Below are 17948 nucleotides of genomic sequence, written 5' to 3'. Positions count from 1 at the left end.
ACAAATTCAGCTGGCGTCCAACAGTGCCATCGCCTCCGCGCTGCACGCTTCGATCCGCGCCCAGTCGCCGTTCTTGATCCAGCTGCTGTCGAGCATCCAGGTCCCGCCCACGCACATCACGTTGGGCAAGGCCATGTAGTTACGTACATTGGCCGGGTTAACGCCGCCGGTTGGGCAAAAGCGAATATCGCCGAACGGGCCGCCAAAGGCCTTGATCGCCGCAACGCCGCCGCTGATTTCCGCCGGGAACAACTTGAACCGGCGGTAGCCCAGGGCATAGCCCATCATGATTTCGGAGGGCGTACTGATGCCTGGCAGCAGCGGGATTTCGCTGTCCACGCCCGCTTCGAGAATGTCCTGGGTAATGCCCGGGGTGACGACGAACTGTGCACCGGCTGCTTCGACAGCGGCGAACATGCTGCGATCAAGCACGGTACCGGACCCTACACACAACTCTGGGCGCTGCTCACGCAGCACCTGGATGGCCTTGAGCCCATGCTGGGAACGCAGGGTCACTTCCAGGGTACGGATGCCGCCGGCGGCCAGGGCATCGGCCAGCGGCAGGATGTCTTCCTCACGGGCGATGGTGATCACCGGCAGGATGCGCGCCTTTTCGCAGATGGCATCGATCCGGGCGGCCTTGTCGGCCATCGAGAGCTTTGGCTGTGGGCGTTCGAGGGTGGTCATGACAGTGGATCCTTGGCTCATGGGCACCAGTAGATGTCCAGGGGGTCGTGAAGAAAAGCGCGAATCGGCATTTCAGTAAGGTCGTTGCCAGCCAGCGCGGCGCGCAGGGTAGCGAGTTTGCCCGGCCCTTGCACGGACAGCGCGATGAAGGCGGCGCTGGCCAGTAGCGAGCGGGTCATCGACAGGCGCTGGTGCGGCACGCTCGGCGCCAGCAACGGCAGGCAGCGACGCGGGCTGGCCAGGTCCAGGCCTGCTTCCAGGTTGGGGCTGGCGGGGAACAGCGAGGCGGTATGGCCATCGTCACCCATGCCCAGCACCAGCACGTCGATCGGCGGCAGCCCGGTCAAGGCCTGGTCGGCCTTGAGCGCAGCGGCATCAAGGTTTTCCGCCTGCTGGTACAGGCTAACAAAGCGGGCCTTGGCCGCCGCCCCCGTGAGCAGGTGGCGGGCCAACAGGCCAGCGTTGCTATCAGCATGCTCCACCGGCACCCAGCGCTCATCGGCCAGGCTGACGGTAACCTTGGCCCAGTCCAGGTGTTCACTGGCCAGCTTCTCAAGGAATGGCACCGGGCTGCGGCCACCAGACAGCACCACGCAGGCCTGGCCCTTGGCGGCAATGGCTGCACGAAGGCGCTCGGCCACATCATGGGCCAGGGTTGCAGCCAGCGTCTTGGCGTCGGCCAGCTCGTGAACCTTCACGGCTGCCGGCAATTTCAGTTCAGATATCCCCATACCACGCCCTCCCATCGCGTGTGATCAATGCAATCGAGCTCATCGGCCCCCAGGAGCCCGCCGCGTATGGCTTGGGCGCATCGCCCGCATTACGCCAGCCAGCGATCAACTGGTCGCACCACTTCCAGGCATATTCGATTTCGTCCTTGCGCACGAACAGGTTCTGGTTGCCACGCATCACTTCGAGCAACAGGCGCTCGTAGGCATCCGGAATCCGCGTACTGCGCCAGGTGTCAGAAAAATTGAGCTGCAACGGGCCGCTGCGCAGTTGCATGCCTTTGTCCAGGCCCTGCTCCTTGGTCATCACCCGTAAAGAAATGCCTTCGTCCGGTTGCAGGCGAATGATCAGCTTGTTACCGATTTGCAAACGCTGTTCCGGGGCGAAGATGTAGTGCGGCGTTTCCTTGAAGTGGATGACGATCTGCGACAGCTTCTGCGGCATGCGCTTGCCGGTGCGCAGGTAGAACGGCACACCCGACCAGCGCCAGTTGCGGATATCGGCACGCAGGGCGACGAAGGTTTCGGTGTCGCTGCGGGCGTTGGCGTTGTCCTCTTCCAGGTAGCCAGGTACCGGCTTGCCCTCGCTGTAGCCGGCAATGTACTGACCACGCACCACTTGGGTGCTCAAACCCTCGCCCGTGATCGGTGCGAGGGCCTTTAGCACCTTCACCTTCTCATCACGAATGGCATCGGCGGACAGCTCGCTGGGCGGGTCCATGGCGATCAGGCACAGCAACTGCAGCAGATGGTTCTGGATCATGTCGCGTAGCTGGCCGGCCTTGTCGAAGTAGCCCCAGCGGCCTTCGATACCGACCTTTTCGGCAACGGTGATCTCCACGTGGGAGATGGAATTCTGGTTCCACTGGGTTTCGAACAGGCTATTGGCGAAACGCAGGGCAATCAGGTTCTGCACCGTCTCCTTGCCCAGATAGTGGTCGATACGGTACACCCGGTTTTCGGGGAAGAACCGCGCCACGGCATCGTTGACCCGTCGCGACGACTCCAGGTCGTGACCGATGGGCTTTTCCAGCACCACCCGGGTACGCGGGGCCAGCCCGGCGTTGTCGAGGTTTTCGCAGATGGCCCCGTACACCGCTGCCGCCGTGGCGAAGTAGGCGATCAGCGGCAGGTCGCCCGGCAACTGCTCGGCCAGGGCCTGGTAACCCTCAGGTTGCAGGAAGTCCAGGTGCTGGTAGCTCAACCGGGCCAGGAAGCGGCCCAATGCAGCAGGCTCGATATCGGCCTCGGGCACATGCCGGCGCAGGTGGGCTTCGATGCTGTTCAGGTGCTCCTGCGCGCTGCCTGCCTCGCGGGCCAGCGCCAGCAGGCGGGTGTCCGGGTGCAGCAGGTTGGCACGGTCGAGCTGGTAGAGCGCAGGAAACAGCTTGCGCAACGCCAGGTCGCCAAGGGCGCCAAACAGGGCAAATGTGCAAGGATCGACACTGATCGCAGCCATGATGTAGGTTCTTTCCTAAAGTTGGTCTAGGAATACCGCTTTCGAATACGGTTTTCAAGGGATAATGTAGTAAAAACCACAACATTAAACACAAGTATTACAGACAAGTGGTGCGCCACCCGCACCGACAGTACGATAGACGACCGTGCAAAAAGCCTGCTGCTTCGTCAGCCGGCTGTCTTCCCGACCCAAGGACACACCCATGGACCGCGTGCGAAACCTCCTGGAGCAGATCCAGGGACGCCTCGACGAGCTGAACAAGGCCGAACGCAAAGTCGCCGAAGTCATCCTGCTCAACCCGCAACAAGCCACCCGCTTCAGCATTGCTGCGCTGGCCCAGGCGGCCAAGGTCAGCGAACCGACCGTCAACCGCTTCTGCCGCTCGTTTGGCGTCAGCGGCTACCCCGAACTCAAGCTGCAACTGGCACAAAGCCTGGCCAGCGGCGCCGCCTACGTCAGCCGCGCGGTAGAGGCCGACGATGACCCGGCAGCCTACACCCAGAAGATCTTCGCCAGTGCCATCGCCTCGCTCGACGGCGCCTGCCAGCAACTGGACCCGCAGCAGGTCAGCCGCGCCGTGGACATGATGATCCAGGCCCGGCAGATCCACTTCTTCGGGCTGGGCGCCTCGGCCCCGGTGGCCCTGGACGCCCAGCACAAGTTCTTCCGCTTCAACCTGGCGGTGTCGGCCCACGCCGATGTACTGATGCAGCGCATGCTGGCCTCGGTGGCCCACACTGGCGACCTGTTCGTGATCATTTCCTACACCGGGCGCACCCGCGAACTGGTCGAAGTGGCCCGCCTGGCCCGTGAAAACGGCGCCTCGGTGCTGGGCCTGACCGCCGCAGGCTCGCCGCTGGCCAACGCCTGCAGCCTGAGCCTGCACATCCCGTTGCCGGAAGACACCGACATCTACATGCCGATGACCTCGCGGATCATCCAGCTGACCGTGCTCGATGTGCTGGCCACTGGCATGACCCTGCGCCGCGGCGTCGACTTCCAGCCGCACCTGCGCAAGATCAAGGAAAGCCTGAACGCCAGCCGCTACCCGATCGAGGACGACGAACTCAACTGAGCCGGTGCGCCTGCAGCCGCAGGTGGGCACGCTGCCCCGGCGCCAGGCTCAGGCCCTCGCCACTGCCGCTGGCGGCCTCGACACAGACAAAGCGCTGGCTTTCACGGCCGGTCACGCCCATCAGCGGTCGGTTACCCGGGTGCCAGACCACGGTGTCGTCGCTGTCGCCGGTATCGATGCACAGCTCGCGCTGCCAGGCCGGGTCCTGCAGCTGCACCCTCGGCGTGCCGGGGTAAACCTTCTGACAGCCGCCCTTGAGCTTCAGCGCGCCCTCTTCACGGCAGGCCTGGCGGTTGAGGCGGTCGTAACCTTCGATATCCTCCAACCCGGACAGCGCTATCTCGGACACGTCGCTGATACGCCAGTACGCCAGCAGCGCATGGCTCAGCTGGCAGGGTTCGCTGTCCTGGTGCTCGGTGCTCAGGCTCAGCTCCATACGGCTGCCCAGCCTTGCGTGCAGGTCGACCTGCCAGTCGCACAGGTCCAGGCGCCACTTCAAGGTCACGCCCTCATCGTCTTCGCGGCTGTCCACCAGCTTCCAGTCCAGCAGGCGCGCCCAGCCATGGGCCGGCCACAGGTCCTCACTAGGGTGACGGCCATACCACGGCCAGCACACCGGCACGCCGCCACGGATCGCCCCCACCTGCGGCCACTGCTCGGCGCACCACAACCAAGGCCGTTCACCTGCCGGCTGAAAGTGCAGCAGCTGCGCGCCCTGGCGGCTGAAGACCGCCTGGCAACGGGGGTGATCGATGATCAGCACATCGCGCTGCTGGTAACGCTCCCACTCGAATGTCGGCCTTGGCCGCTGCGAGGAAAAGAAGCGATGGAGCGGATGTTCGGGCATGGTTCAGAGCTCTTGTTGTTTGAGATAGCGCTGTCTCGGCCTATCCCCGACAACCACTGCAGGCCAGTGGGTGCCGGGAACCGAAAAGGGATTGGCGTAAATTTACAACAAATGCCCTCAGAATGACGACTGAATCTTCAAGCCTGCGACCAGCGCGTTGTCCACTTCGTCCACCCCGCCCGGGCTCTTGATGTACTGCAGGTTGGGCCGTACGGTCAGCCAATTGGTGACGTGGAAGCCGTAGTAGAGCTCGGCGTTGTACTCGGTGCGTTGCAGCGGCACGAAGCCTGGGTTGTCGTAATCGTTGATACCACTCTGGGCGTTGAGCAGTTCGGCGCGCTTCTTCACGTCGTCATTCACATGAATACGCGCCACACCGAAGCCGATGTCATCCTTGGGCCGGGCGTCGAAGGCGCCTTTGTAGACCAACCCCACCTGCTGGTAGTTGTCGACCACGTTGGTGGCCTTGTCGTGCACGGTAAAGTTGGCGAACAGGCTGAGGCCGCGGTTGACGTCGCCACCTTGGGCGGTGACCTGCTGCTGCGCCACTACCCACCAACCGTGCTTGCTGGAATGCGACTTGAATGCCCCACCAGTCAGCGCCTGCGGGTTGCCGTTGACGTCGTCGAACACATCGTCGGCCTTGGCCGTGCTGTAGTAGTAACCCAGACGGTACTCCCCCGGCAGGCCGTTGACCTTGGGCGACCACACCGCTTCCACCGGAAGGATTGCCCCCTTGGTACCGCTGCCGCTGAGCTTGAAGCCGTTACCGGTTTCCAGGTTGGAGGGGTTCTGCTCGAAGGCGCCGACCTGCACGAAGAATTCCGGGGTGATGTTGTACTTCACCCGCAGCGCCCACTGGCTGACCGGCCAGTTGTACCAGATGCCGCCCACCCAGTTGCCCACTTGCGAGCCACAGAAGGCCAGGTTCTGGAAGTCGCACGGGAAGCTGTTGAAGTCCTCGCCCTCGCCAAAGCGGCCGAATTTCACGTCCAGCGCGCCGTCGAAGTACTTTTGCTTGATCCACATCTGGGTCAGGCGCCAGGTCTGGCCGCGGCCCCACACCTCCTGCACCGAGCTGAACTGCCCGGCGCGCGGGTCGCTGATGCGGTCGTTGGACAGGTTGCGGCCGCTGCGCTCGGTGATCGCCAGCTTGAACTCGGCATCGTGCCAACCGAAGATCTTCTGCAGGTCCAGGTGTGCGCCAAGGGCAAACTGGTCGCTGTAGCGTGCAGTCTTGTCGTCGTTGTAGCCACCATGCAGGTTGCCGGCCACCTCCCCGACGTAGTCGAGGGTGAAGTCGTAGCCCTTCTCCAGCAACTCGGTACGAGTGCCGCCCCAATCCCCGGTCATCCATTTCGATTCGCTGGAAAAAGCCTCGGCAGCCTGCGCGCCGCTGCTGCCGACAACGGCGAGCAAAGCCAGCGAGCCCAATGTCCTGATACGTTTGCGCTGTTCCATCCCTTTGCGTCCTCTTTTTTCTTATTGATGGTGTAGACGAGTCAACGGCCTTTCAAGTGAGCCACGTTGTCCTTTGCGGTTGCGACAGTGCTGGCCAGGCGTATGCGCTCGCCACTGTCGGCGTCGAACAGCAGCACCCGGGCCGGGTCGAATTGCAGGTTGAGGGTGTCACCCACGCTGCACGCCACATCCGGCGCAAGGCGGCAGCACACCTTGGTCTGGTTGAGGGTGACAAACACCAGCAAGTCGGGCCCGGTAGGTTCGGTAACCTGCACCTCGGCGCGAATACCCGGCAAGCCATTGCCCTGCACAGCGCCCAGGGCGATCTGCTCAGGGCGGATGCCCAGGATGATCTCGCGGCCATCCAGTTCGTCAGCTGCCAGCCCCAGGGGCAACTCGCAGCGCGCCTGGCCGCTGTCGAGCAGCGCCAGCAAGCGGCCATCCTGCCTGGCCAGGCGCACCGGAATGAAGTTCATCGGCGGCGAACCGATGAAGCTGGCAACAAACTGGTTGGCCGGGTCGTTGTAGATCTGCTGCGGGGTGCCGAACTGCTGGATGATGCCGTCCTTCATCACCGCCACCTTGTCACCCAGGGTCATGGCCTCGATCTGGTCATGGGTGACGTAAACGGTGGTGGTCTTCAGGCGCTGATGCATCAGTTTCATTTCGGTGCGCATCTCGACCCGCAGCTTGGCATCGAGGTTGGACAGCGGCTCATCGAACAGGTAGATCTTCGGCCGACGCGCCAGCGCGCGGCCCATGGCTACCCGTTGTTGCTGGCCACCGGACAGTTGTGCCGGCTTGCGCGCCAGCAGGTGCTCGATCTGCAGCAGCTTGGCGACCCGCGTCACTTCTTCATCGATGGCCGCCTGCGGCATCTTGCGGATCTTCAGGCCGAATTCGATGTTCTCGCGCACGCTCATGGTCGGGTACAGCGCGTAGGACTGGAACACCATGGCGATGTCACGGTCCTTGGGGCTCATGCCGCTGACGTCCTGCTCGTCGATGAGGATCGCACCGCCGGTGATCTGCTCCAGGCCGGCGATGCAGTTCATCAAGGTGGATTTGCCACAGCCAGAGGGGCCGACCAGGATCAGGAACTCGCCATCTTTGATCGACAGCTGAATGTCCTTGAGGGTGTCCGGCAGGCCGCTGCCGTAGGTCTTGTTCACATTGCGAAGTTCGAGCGTTGCCATGACTTACCCCTTTACCGCGCCGGCCGTCAGCCCGCGCACGAAATATTTGCCTGCAACCACATAGACCAGCAGGGTTGGCAGGCCGGCGATCATCGCTGCCGCCATGTCGACGTTGTATTCCTTGGCTCCGGTGCTGGTGTTGACCAGGTTGTTCAAGGCCACGGTGATCGGTTGCGAATCACCGCTGGAAAACACCACGCCGAACAGGAAGTCGTTCCAGATCTGAGTGAACTGCCAGATCAGGCAGACCATGATGATCGGCGTGGACATCGGCAGGATGATCCGCCGGAAGATGGTGAAGAACCCGGCCCCGTCCAGGCGCGCGGCCTTGACCAGCGCATCAGGGATGCTCACGTAGAAGTTGCGGAAAAACAGCGTGGTGAAGGCCAGGCCGTAGACCACGTGCACCAGCACCAGGCCGCCGGTGGTGCTGGCCAGGCCCAGCTTGCCGAGGGTGAACGAGGCCGGCAGCAACACGGTCTGGAATGGCAGGAAGCAGCCGAACAGCAGCAGGCCGAAGAACAGCTGCGAACCACGGAAGCGCCACATCGACAGCACATAGCCGTTCAGTGCGCCGATGGTGGTGGAGATCAGCACCGCTGGCACGGTGATCATGATCGAGTTCCAGAAGTAACCGCTGACCGTGCTCCAGGCCTTGACCCAGCCAATGCCGGTAATCACCGCCGGCCAGCTCAGCAGGTTGCCGGTGCTGATGTCTTCAGGGGTCTTGAAGCTGGTCAGCAGCATCACCACCAGCGGCACCAGGTACAGCAGCACGGCGCTCAGCAACACCGCGTGGATGGCGATGCGGCTGAGGCTGAGCGTGGGTTTGTCGACAGGGCTATGCATGGCGTTTGCTCCGCAGCTCCGAGTACAGGTACGGCACGAGGATCGCCAGGATCGCCCCGAGCATGAGGATGGCGCTGGCCGAGCCCATACCCATCTGGCCGCGGCTGAAGGTGAACGAGTACATGAACATTGCCGGCAGGTCGGACGAGTAGCCCGGGCCGCCAGCGGTCATCGCCGCCACCAGGTCGAAGCTCTTGATGGCAATGTGCGAAAGGATCATCAGTGCACTGAAAAACACCGGGCGCAGGCTGGGCAGCACCACGGTCCAGTAGATGCGCGGCAGGCTGGCGCCATCCATCTGCGCCGCACGGATGATCGACGGGTCGACCCCACGCAGGCCGGCCAGGAACATCGCCATGATGAAGCCCGACGCCTGCCACACAGCAGCGATCACCAGGCAATACACCACCCGGTCGGGGTCGATCAGCCAGTCCAGGCGAAAGCCCTCCCAGCCCCAGTCGCGCAACAACTTGTCCAGGCCCATGCCGGGGTTGAGCAGCCACTTCCAGGCGGTGCCGGTAACGATCATCGACAACGCCATGGGGTACAGGTAAATGGTGCGGATGAAGCCCTCACGGCGGATGCGCTGGTCCAGCAGCACCGCCAGCAACACGCCGATGGCCAGGCTGATGGCGATGAACAGGCCACCGAACAGCAGCAGGTTCTTGCTTGCCACCCACCAGCGGTCGTTGTCGAACAGCCGCGCGTATTGCGCAAGGCCGGCCCATTTGTAGGTGGGCAGGAACGTCGAGGTGGTGAAGGACAGCACGAACGTCCAGAGGATGTAGCCGTAGAAGCCCACCAGGACGATGAACATGCTGGGGGCCAGCACCAGCTTGGGCAGCCAGCGCTGAAGCGCGTCCAGGGGTGAGGCCCGCAGTTGGGCGGTAGTCGTGGTCATGGTTCAGATCCCCGTTTCAGAAACGGCACGCACTGCTGTAGGAGCAGCCTTGTGCTGCGAAGAGGCCATTGCAGGCACAGCAATGCCTCAAGCCATCCCGGCCCTTTCGCAGCACAAGGCTGCTCCTACAGGATGATTGTCAGCTTCACTGGGCAGCCTTGATCGCCGCCGCCAGCTTCTTCGCCGCATCGGCCGGGTCGGCCTTGGGGTCGTTGATGTAGTTGGTCACCACATCGAAGAACGCGCCCTGCACGGCCAGCGTGGTGGCCATGTTGTGCGCCATGCTCGGCTGCAAGCCGCCATTCTTGGCGTCGGCCAGGAAGTCCCTGGCCGACGCCTGCGCGCAGGCATCGAAGCCATGCTTGCCCATGTCGGCAAGCATGTCGTTACGCACCGGGATCGACCCCTTGTTGCCGCTGAAGACCTTCTGGAAGTCCTGGCCCAGCACTTTGCGGGCAATGTCCTGCTGGCCGGCAGACGTGCCGGCGTTGTTCTGCTTGAACACCACCAGCGAGTCGATGTTGTAGAGGAAGGCGTTTTCGGTACCGGGGAACGGCACGCACTGGTAATCCTTGCCGGCGGTTTTCTTGGCCAAGGTCCATTCGCTCTTGGCCCAGTCGCCCATGATCTGCATGCCGGCCTTGCCGTTGATGACCTTGGCCGCTTCCAGGTTCCAGTCCTGGCCTTTGCCGTCCGGGTCCATGTAGGTGGCGACCTTTTTCAGTTCGGTCAGCGCCTTGACCATGTCCGGACCGGTCAGGGCGGCGTTGTCGAGATCGACCATGGCCTTCTTGTAGCCCTCGGCGCCCATCACCGACAGCACCACGCTTTCGAACACGGTGCTGTCCTGCCACGGCTGGCCGCCGTGGGCGAGCGGGATGAAACCAGCGGCCTTGAGCTTGTCGGCAGCAGCGTAAAATTCGTCGAGGGTGGCAGGCGCCTTGTCGATGCCAGCTTTCTTGAAGGCCTCGGGGTTGATCCACAGCCAATTGGTACGGTGGATGTTTACCGGCACGGCGACATAGTCACCGTCGTACTTCACGGTGTCGGCGACCTTCTTGTCGAGCAATGCGTCCCACTTTTCCTCCGTGGCCACATCCTTGAGCACATCGCCGTCGAGCAGGCCGGTGGCCGCCCAATCCTGAATGTCTGGCCCTTTGATCTGAGCGACACCCGGCGGGTTGCCGGCTACGGCGCGGCTCTTGAGCACCGTCATGGCCGTGGCACCGCCACCGCCAGCGACGGCGCCATCCTTCCAGGTAAAGCCGTCTTTCTCGACCTGGGCCTTGAGCACATCGACAGCCGCTTTTTCACCACCGGAGGTCCACCAGTGCACCACCTCGACACTGCCTTTGGCTTCGGCAGCCTGGGCACTGAGCGGGAGTAAGGAAGCCAGGGAAATTGCGGCAGCGAGACGGAGCGTGGGATTCATCGAAGCACCTTTCTTGTTGTTATGCCGTGCAAGTCGGTCGCTTGCGTTGCATGGAGTCTAAACAGCGTGCCCACCCCGCCAGGTAACGAAGCGATGCGTGAATGTCATCGTTTGGTTACATTGCCCGCGCAGGCAACACAACGCTTCACTCCATGCCCCGCGGCAGGTGCAAAGTCACCCGCAAGCCACCCTGCCTGAGGTTCAGCAAGCTCACCTCGCCACCATGGCTATGGGCAATGTTGCGCGCAATCCCTAACCCCAGCCCATAGCCCTGCTGCTGTCCAGCCAGGCGGAAATGCGGCTCGAACACTTGCTCCAGCTGCTGCTGCGGTACGCCCGGCCCCTGGTCGTCCACCTGCAGCACAAAGCCCTCGGCACTGTCGATGATGCGCAGCCGCGCCTGCGCGCCGTACTTGATGGCGTTGTCGATCAGGTTGCCGATGCAGCGCCGCAGCGCCAGCGGCTTGCCTGGGTAAGGCGCCAGCGCCCGACCTTCGACGGTGATACGGCCATCACGCAAATAAGGCTCGGCCAGAATCTCCAGCACCTGGTTGAGGTCGACCGGCTCTATGTTCTCGTGGATATCGGTGTCCTTCACGCACTGCAAGGCACCTTTGACCAGCAGCTCCAGCTCGTCCAGGTCCTGGCTGAACTTGGCCTGCAGGCGCTCGTCCTCCAACAGTTCGACACGCAGCCGCAGGCGGGTGATCGGCGTGCGCAGGTCGTGGGAGATGGCGCTGAACAGCTGGCTGCGTTCGGTAAGGTAGCGGCTGATGCGCTCACGCATGCTGTTGAACGCCCGGCTTACTTCGACCACCTCGCTACCACCCCCTTCCGCCACCGGCGCCACATCGGCGCCCAGCGACATCTCCCGCGCAGCGCGCGCCAGGCGCTTGAGCGGCCAGCTCTGCCAGTGCACCAGCAAACCGATGAACAACAGCAGCAAGGCGGTGGTGAGCACGATGAAACCGATCTGCTGGCGTGGCAGGCGTTCGGCCTCAAGGCTGGTATAGGGCTCGGGCAGCAACGAGGCGATGTACAGCCACTCGCCCTCGCCCAAGCGGATCTGCGTCACCAGCACCGGCGGGTTGAGCGGCTCCAGGGTCAGTGAGTAATGCGCCCAGGAGCGTGGCAGCTCGTCGAGTTTCAGGCCGCTGTTGAAAATGCGCAGATCGTCGGGCGCGACGAACTCAACGGAAATATCCATCTGCGAGCCCAGTCGCTCATGCAGTACCTGCTGGAACACATCGATCACCGCCTGCTTGCGCGGGGTGATGGGCAGCACCGGCATGTCGAGCGGCTTGGCGTTGAGCGAGACGAAAAACCGCGTGCCGCCCATGCTGCGCAACTGGTCGAGCACCATCGGCCGATAGGCCACCGGCAGCGAGCGGAAGTAACTGACGCTGGCGCTCATGGAATGGGCCAGGCTGCTGGCGCTGGCGCGCAGGCCCTGCAGCTGGCTGGCACGCAACTGCGCCACCCAGATGATGCTCGACAAGCCTTGGGCCAGCAGCACCACCAGCAGGGTCAGTAGCAGCATGCGCCCCAGCAGCGAGCGCGGCAGCAGGCGCCAGCGCCGCTCAGGGCGCACTGCAGACATGCGCCGCCAACAGGTAGCCGCTGCCACGCACCGTACGGATCAGCCGCGGGGGCTTGTCGGTATCGCGCAGGCGCTGGCGCAGGCGGCTGACCGCCATGTCGACGATGCGGTCCAGCGGCATCGGCTCGCGACCACGGGTGGCGTTGCCTATGGTGTCGCGGTCGAGAATCTGCTGCGGATGGTCGAGGAACAGTTTGAGCAGGGCGAAGTCGGCGCCGGACAGAATCACCTCTTCGCCGTCGTGGTGGAACAGACGGTGGCTGACCGTGTCCAGGCGCCAGTCGTCGAAAGCCAGCACCGCACTGCCCGGCGCCGACTGACCGAATTCGGCGCGGCGCAGCAGGGCCTTGATCCTTGCTTGTAGTTCCCGAGGGCTGAAGGGTTTGCCCAGGTAGTCGTCGGCGCCCAGCTCCAGGCCAATGACTCGGTCGGCTTCGTCGGAGCTGGCGGTGAGCATGATGATCGGCACGCGTGCCTGGCGCGGGTGCTGGCGCACCCAGCGGCACAGGCTGAAGCCATCTTCGTCGGGCAGCATGACGTCGAGGATGACCAGGTCGCAGGGGGTGTTTTCCAGCGCGTGACGAAAGCCTTTTCCATCGGCTTCGGCATGCACCTGGAAGCCTGAGCGGCTCAGGTAGGTTTGCAGCAGTTCGCGGATTTCCTGGTCGTCGTCGACCATCAGGATCGATTTGCCGGCAGTGCTCAAGGTGGTCCTTCCTCTTGTTAGTTACAGGTCTTGGTTGCCTGTTATTGGGGCCGCTTCGCGCCCCATCGCGGCACAAGGCCGCTCCTACCGGGACCGTGCTGTGCCGGAACTATCAGCGGCCCCTTACATTTATCTGTGGTCCAAGGCCTGCTGCAGGGCCACACCGGCCCCCAGCAAGCCGGAAAACTCCGCCGTTACCAGCCACACCGGCACACCGGCGAAATAACCACTCATGCAGCCCTTGTCGGCAAAACTCGCGGCAAAGCCGCTACGCAGGAACAGTTCGGCAAAACGCGGAATCACACCGCCGACAATATAGACCCCACCCCGCGCGCCCAGGGTCAGCACATTGTTACCCGCCACGCGCCCAAGAAACCGACAGAACTGCTCGACCACCGCCAGCGCCCGTGGCTCGCCGCCCAGCGCTGCGTCGGTAATCTGCGCCGGGGTCTTGTGCCGGGCTGTATCGCCATCCAGCGCACAGATTGCCTGGTACAGCCGCACCAGGCCACCGCCACTGAGCACGGTCTCGGCACTGACATGGCCGATCTGGCCGTGGATCTGCTGATGGATCGCCGCTTCGCGCGCATTGCCCACTGGCAAGTCGACATGGCCGCCCTCCCCCGGCAAGGCATGCCAGTGCTGTTCGCCCAGGCGCAGCAGCGAACCCACGCCCAGGCCTGTGCCTGGCCCGATCACCAGCGCAGGTCGCAACGGGTCAGCCTGCCCAGCGCACACCTCGCGGAACTCCCCTTCGCGCAGGCGGGTCATGCCCAGCGCCATGGCGGTGAAATCGTTGATCAGCAACAGCCGTTCAACCTGCAAGGTCTTGCAGAAAGCCGTACGGCTCAGGCGCCAATGGTTGTTGGTAAAGCGAAATTCATCGCCATCGACCGGCCCGGCTACCGCCAGGCATACAGCCGCCAACCCGCCACGGGCGATACCTTGGTCTTCGAGATAAGCCTCGATAGCCTGCTCCGGGCTGGTGTAGTCCGCAGTGGCGAAGACTTTTACCTCATGCAGCTGGTTGTCACGCCACAACGCAAAACGGGCATTGGTGCCACCAATGTCGCCAACCAGCAGGTCCTTCATTTGAGGTTCTCCAGGGCCGAGGTGAAGGCACTCGCGCCCTGTTCTGCCGGGCTGAACGCCATGCGCATGAAGCCGAACAGCTCGCGCCCGCAGCCCAGGTCATTGCCCTGGGGGGCCGGCGGCAGGTCGCGGCTGGCCAGTTCTTCGGCCGACACCATGACCCGCAATGTGCCTTCGACACCGTCGACCCGCACGATATCACCATCGCGCACCCGCGCCAGCGGGCCGCCGTCATACGCCTCGGGGCAAACGTGGATGGCCGCCGGGATCTTGCCCGAGGCACCGGACATGCGCCCGTCGGTGACCAGCGCCACCTTGTAGCCACGGTCCTGCAGCACACCGAGGAAGGGTGTGAGCTTGTGTAATTCGGGCATGCCGTTGCAACGCGGGCCCTGGAAGCGCACCACGGCGACAAAGTCACGTTCCAGCTCGCCGGCCTTGAACGCATCGGCCAGCGACTGCTGGTCCTGGAACACGCGCGCCGGGGCTTCGACCACCTGGTGCTCGGGGGCGACAGCAGACACCTTCATCACGCCACGGCCCAGGTTGCCTTCCATCACCCGCAGGCCGCCTTCGGCCGAGAACGGCCGCGCCACCGGGCGCAGGATGCTTTCGTCCAGGCTCTGTTGCGGACCTTCACGCCACACCAGCTTGCCATTGTCGAGGAACGGCTCCTGGGTATAGCGGCGCAGGCCGTGGCCCGCCACGGTGTTGACATCTTCGTGCAGCAGCCCGGCATCCAGCAGCTCGCGAATCAGGAAAGCCATGCCACCGGCGGCCTGGAAGTGGTTGATGTCGGCCTTGCCGTTGGGGTAGACGTGGGACAGGGTTGGCACCACCTCGGAGAGGTCGGCCATGTCCTGCCAGGTCAGCTGGATACCTGCCGCCTGGGCGATCGCCGGGATATGCAGGGTGTGGTTGGTCGAGCCGCCCGTGGCGTGCAGGGCGACAATCGAATTGACCAGTGCCTTCTCGTCGACGATTTCGCCCAACGGCATGAAACTGCCGCTGGCCTTGGTCATGCGCGTGACCTGCTGCGCGGCTTCGGCGGTGAGGGCGTCGCGCAGCGGCGTGTACGGGTTGACGAACGAGGCGCCCGGCAGGTGCAGGCCCATCACTTCCATCACCAGCTGGTTGGTATTGGCGGTGCCGTAGAAGGTGCAGGTACCCGGGCTGTGATAGGAGTTCATCTCCGACTCCAGCAGCTCTTCACGGCTGGCCTTGCCTTCCGCATAACGCTGGCGCACATCGGCCTTCTGCTTGTTGGAAATGCCGGACACCATCGGCCCGCCCGGGACAAAGATGGTCGGCAGGTGGCCGAAGCGCAGCGCGCCCATCATCAGGCCTGGGACTATCTTGTCGCAGATGCCCAGCATCAGCGCGGCATCGAACATGTTGTGCGACAGCGCTACCGCCGTGGACATGGCGATGACTTCGCGGCTGGCGATGGCCAGCTCCATGCCAGGCTCACCCTGGGTCACGCCGTCGCACATGGCCGGCACGCCCCCCGCGAACTGCCCGACCGAACCGACCTCGCGCAGGGCCTGCTTGATCTGCTCGGGGAAGTGCAGGTACGGCTGGTGGGCAGACAACATGTCGTTGTAGGCCGAGACGATAGCCACATTGGCCGCGTTCATCAGGCGCAGAGTCTGCTTGTCCTCGCTGCCACAGCCGGCCACGCCATGGGCGAAGTTGGCGCATTGCAGGCTGGCACGCATGGGGCCTTCACTGGCCGCGCCGCGAATCAGCTGCAGGTAGCGTTCGCGGGTGGCTCGGCTGCGTTCGATCAGCCGCTGGGTGACCTCAAGGATGCGCGGATGCATGTACTGGACTCCAGGCTAATTGTAAGGGCGGTTTACCGGGCATTTCCCCTCCAAACGATTGCGGCCTAGGCTCAAGCAAAGGAGCCTGCTGCATCGGTGGAGGCGCATCGCCCAACCACTCGTTGTATGTTTAAACAAAATACTGCCACTAAAAAGGCTTGTTTTCTATCGGCTAGTGAATAATCTTGTAATTCCAACAACAAAACCGTTTCAGTGAAGCTCCTTTTTGCCACAGGTTTCACTCGGACTGCCAGAGGTACTGTCATGACCCTACGCATCGCCATCAATGGATTCGGCCGCATCGGTCGCAACGTCCTGCGCGCACTGTATACCCAAGGCTACCGCCAGGACCTGCAGGTCGTCGCCATCAACGACCTGGGCGACAGCGCCATGAATGCTCACCTGCTCAAGTTCGACAGCGTGCACGGCACGTTCGACGCCACGGTCGAGGCCGACCACGAAAGCCTGACGGTCAATGGTGACCGTATCGCGGTCAGTGCCATCCGCAACCCGGCCGAACTGCCCTGGAAAGCCGAGGCGATCGACGTGGTGTTCGAGTGCACAGGGCTGTTCACCGACCGCGCCAAGGCCGCTGCACACCTTGCGGCAGGGGCGGGCAAGGTCATTGTCTCGGCGCCGGCCAAAGGTGCCGATGCCACCGTGGTGTACGGGGTAAACCATGACATCCTGCGGGCCTCGCACCAGGTCATTTCCAACGCCTCCTGCACCACCAACTGCCTGGCACCGATCGCCCAGGTGCTGCACCGCGAGTTCGGCATCGAGCAAGGCCTGATGACCACCATTCACGCCTACACCAATGACCAGGTGCTGACCGACATGTACCACAGCGACCCGTACCGGGCGCGCTCGGCCACCCAGTCGATGATCCCCAGCAAGACCGGCGCCGCCGAGGCCGTGGGCCTGGTGCTGCCGGAGCTGGCCGGCAAGCTCACTGGCATGGCAGTGCGGGTGCCGGTGATCAACGTGTCGCTGGTGGACCTCACCGTCAACCTCAAGCGCGAGGCCACGGCCGAGCAGGTCAACCAACTGTTCCTTGAAGCCAGCCAGCATTCCAAGGTATTGGGCTACAACGCGTTGCCATTGGTTTCCTGCGATTTCAACCACAACCCGCTGTCGTCGATTTTCGATGCCAACCATACCCGGGCCAACGGGCGCATGCTCAAGGTGCTGGCGTGGTATGACAACGAGTGGGCGTTCAGCAACCGCATGCTGGATAACTGCCTGGCGTTGTGCCAGGCCCGGTAATCCATAGGGCATACGCTCCCCTGTAGGAGCAGCCTTGTGCTGCGAAGAGGCCGGTAAAGCCCATCATTTTCTGTGCGGCTACCGGCCTCTTCGCAGCACAAGGCTGCTCCTACAAGGAATGCGCAGCGACTGGGAACTCACAATCTTTACCATTTCCTAGCACATCCACACTTGACCAACGCTACGGATGATAAGCATTATCATTAACCTTTCGTCGGCCAGGTCACCCCGTGAGTCAGTCCCGGTTCAACTCCGTCTTCCTCGTCCAGCGCCTCACCCTGTTGCGTACCTTGCAGCGCATGGTTGGCAACCCCAGCACGGCCGAAGACCTGCTGCAGGAAACCTACCTGCGGGTGTCGCGCGCCCTGGGCGAGCGGCCCATCGAGCACATCGAGCCGTTCGTGTTCCAGACCGCGCGCAACCTGGCACTGGACCACCTGCGCGCACGCCGGGTGCAGGCACGCATGCTGGTCGACGACGTGCCCGACGAAGTGCTGCACAGCGTGGCCGCACCCGCCACCAGCAGCGAGGATGCCGCCCACGCCGAGCAGCTGCTCAAGCACCTGAGCGTCAGCCTCAACCAGCTGAGTGAACGCCAGCAGCGCATTTTCATCCTCAGCCGCCTGCACGGCGCCACCTACCTGGAAATCGCCGAACAACTCAGTGTTTCGCCCAGTACGGTGCAAAAGGAACTGAAACTGATCATGGCGATCTGCATGGGTGTTGCCGAACGCCTCAAGTAAGCTGACCGCAGGCGAACGGCGACGCAAAGCCCTTGCCACACCCCGTCTTAGCCTTGATCATTCGCAAAAAACCATTCAAGGAT

General features: G+C 63.3%; 16 protein-coding genes. 3 read left to right on the top strand and 13 right to left on the bottom strand.

The window, feature by feature from the left end; all coding sequences use genetic code 11:
- Positions 1-6 precede the first annotated feature (6 nt).
- The 3 genes from SB756_RS10975 to zwf are packed head-to-tail and all read right to left on the bottom strand — an operon-like array spanning position 7 to position 2874.
- Entirely contained in the window at positions 7-687 is a 681-nt protein-coding gene (locus tag SB756_RS10975) for a bifunctional 4-hydroxy-2-oxoglutarate aldolase/2-dehydro-3-deoxy-phosphogluconate aldolase (RefSeq protein WP_410910816.1), read from the bottom strand.
- Positions 688-704: 17 nt separating this feature from the next.
- Positions 705-1418, bottom strand: coding sequence for a 6-phosphogluconolactonase (gene pgl, locus SB756_RS10970; protein WP_341797686.1), 714 nt, complete (start codon positions 1416-1418; stop codon positions 705-707).
- Positions 1405-2874, bottom strand: a complete 1470-nt coding sequence (gene zwf / locus SB756_RS10965; RefSeq protein ID WP_016501277.1) for a glucose-6-phosphate dehydrogenase — start codon at positions 2872-2874, stop codon at positions 1405-1407. Before zwf ends, pgl begins: the two co-directional genes overlap by 14 nt.
- A gap of 211 nt (positions 2875-3085) precedes the next feature.
- Here zwf and hexR point away from each other — a divergent pair, with 211 nt between their 5' ends.
- Entirely contained in the window at positions 3086-3949 is an 864-nt protein-coding gene (gene hexR / locus SB756_RS10960) for a DNA-binding transcriptional regulator HexR (protein WP_169725179.1), read from the top strand.
- Here the strand turns inward: hexR and SB756_RS10955 are convergent.
- The 10 genes from SB756_RS10955 to edd form a co-directional block, all read right to left on the bottom strand.
- Positions 3942-4796: a D-hexose-6-phosphate mutarotase gene (locus tag SB756_RS10955; protein WP_410910815.1), complete on the bottom strand. Its 855-nt coding sequence runs from the start codon at positions 4794-4796 to the stop codon at positions 3942-3944. The two genes, hexR and SB756_RS10955, sit on opposite strands and share 8 nt — an antisense overlap.
- 117 nt (positions 4797-4913) lie before the next feature.
- The gene (locus SB756_RS10950) at positions 4914-6257 is read right to left on the bottom strand and encodes a carbohydrate porin (protein WP_059394649.1); all 1344 of its coding nucleotides are present in this window, start codon (positions 6255-6257) and stop codon (positions 4914-4916) included.
- A 41-nt stretch (positions 6258-6298) separates the two neighbouring features.
- Entirely contained in the window at positions 6299-7453 is a 1155-nt protein-coding gene (locus SB756_RS10945; RefSeq protein ID WP_274138300.1) for an ABC transporter ATP-binding protein, read from the bottom strand.
- A 3-nt stretch (positions 7454-7456) separates the two neighbouring features.
- A complete protein-coding gene (locus SB756_RS10940) occupies positions 7457-8302 on the bottom strand; it encodes a carbohydrate ABC transporter permease (RefSeq protein ID WP_341797684.1) in 846 nt (281 codons plus the stop codon).
- A complete protein-coding gene (locus SB756_RS10935) occupies positions 8295-9203 on the bottom strand; it encodes a carbohydrate ABC transporter permease (RefSeq protein WP_003255050.1) in 909 nt (302 codons plus the stop codon). The genes SB756_RS10940 and SB756_RS10935 overlap by 8 nt, the downstream gene beginning before the upstream one ends.
- A 145-nt stretch (positions 9204-9348) precedes the next feature.
- Positions 9349-10635, bottom strand: coding sequence for an ABC transporter substrate-binding protein (locus tag SB756_RS10930; protein ID WP_410910814.1), 1287 nt, complete (start codon positions 10633-10635; stop codon positions 9349-9351).
- Between the two features lie 145 nt (positions 10636-10780).
- A complete protein-coding gene (locus SB756_RS10925) occupies positions 10781-12235 on the bottom strand; it encodes an ATP-binding protein (protein ID WP_341797682.1) in 1455 nt (484 codons plus the stop codon).
- A complete protein-coding gene (gltR, locus tag SB756_RS10920; protein ID WP_410910813.1) occupies positions 12216-12941 on the bottom strand; it encodes a two-component system response regulator GltR in 726 nt (241 codons plus the stop codon). Before gltR ends, SB756_RS10925 begins: the two co-directional genes overlap by 20 nt.
- Positions 12942-13070: 129 nt before the next feature.
- Entirely contained in the window at positions 13071-14033 is a 963-nt protein-coding gene (locus SB756_RS10915; protein ID WP_410910812.1) for a glucokinase, read from the bottom strand.
- A complete protein-coding gene (gene edd, locus SB756_RS10910) occupies positions 14030-15856 on the bottom strand; it encodes a phosphogluconate dehydratase (RefSeq protein WP_016501286.1) in 1827 nt (608 codons plus the stop codon). The genes SB756_RS10915 and edd overlap by 4 nt, the downstream gene beginning before the upstream one ends.
- A 264-nt stretch (positions 15857-16120) precedes the next feature.
- Between edd and gap the strand changes: the two genes are divergently transcribed.
- Positions 16121-17122 carry a type I glyceraldehyde-3-phosphate dehydrogenase gene (gap, locus tag SB756_RS10905; RefSeq protein WP_049277581.1) on the top strand — a complete coding sequence of 334 codons (1002 nt, stop codon included), beginning with the start codon at positions 16121-16123 and terminating at the stop codon, positions 17120-17122.
- Between the two features lie 230 nt (positions 17123-17352).
- Positions 17353-17865 carry an RNA polymerase sigma factor gene (locus SB756_RS10900; protein ID WP_003255059.1) on the top strand — a complete coding sequence of 171 codons (513 nt, stop codon included), beginning with the start codon at positions 17353-17355 and terminating at the stop codon, positions 17863-17865.
- The last annotated feature ends 83 nt before the right edge of the window (positions 17866-17948 follow it).

This window comes from Pseudomonas sp. SIMBA_068 (assembly GCF_046534705.1).
Lineage (GTDB): Bacteria > Pseudomonadota > Gammaproteobacteria > Pseudomonadales > Pseudomonadaceae > Aquipseudomonas > Aquipseudomonas putida.
This window is presented reverse-complemented; position numbering and strand designations above follow the sequence as displayed.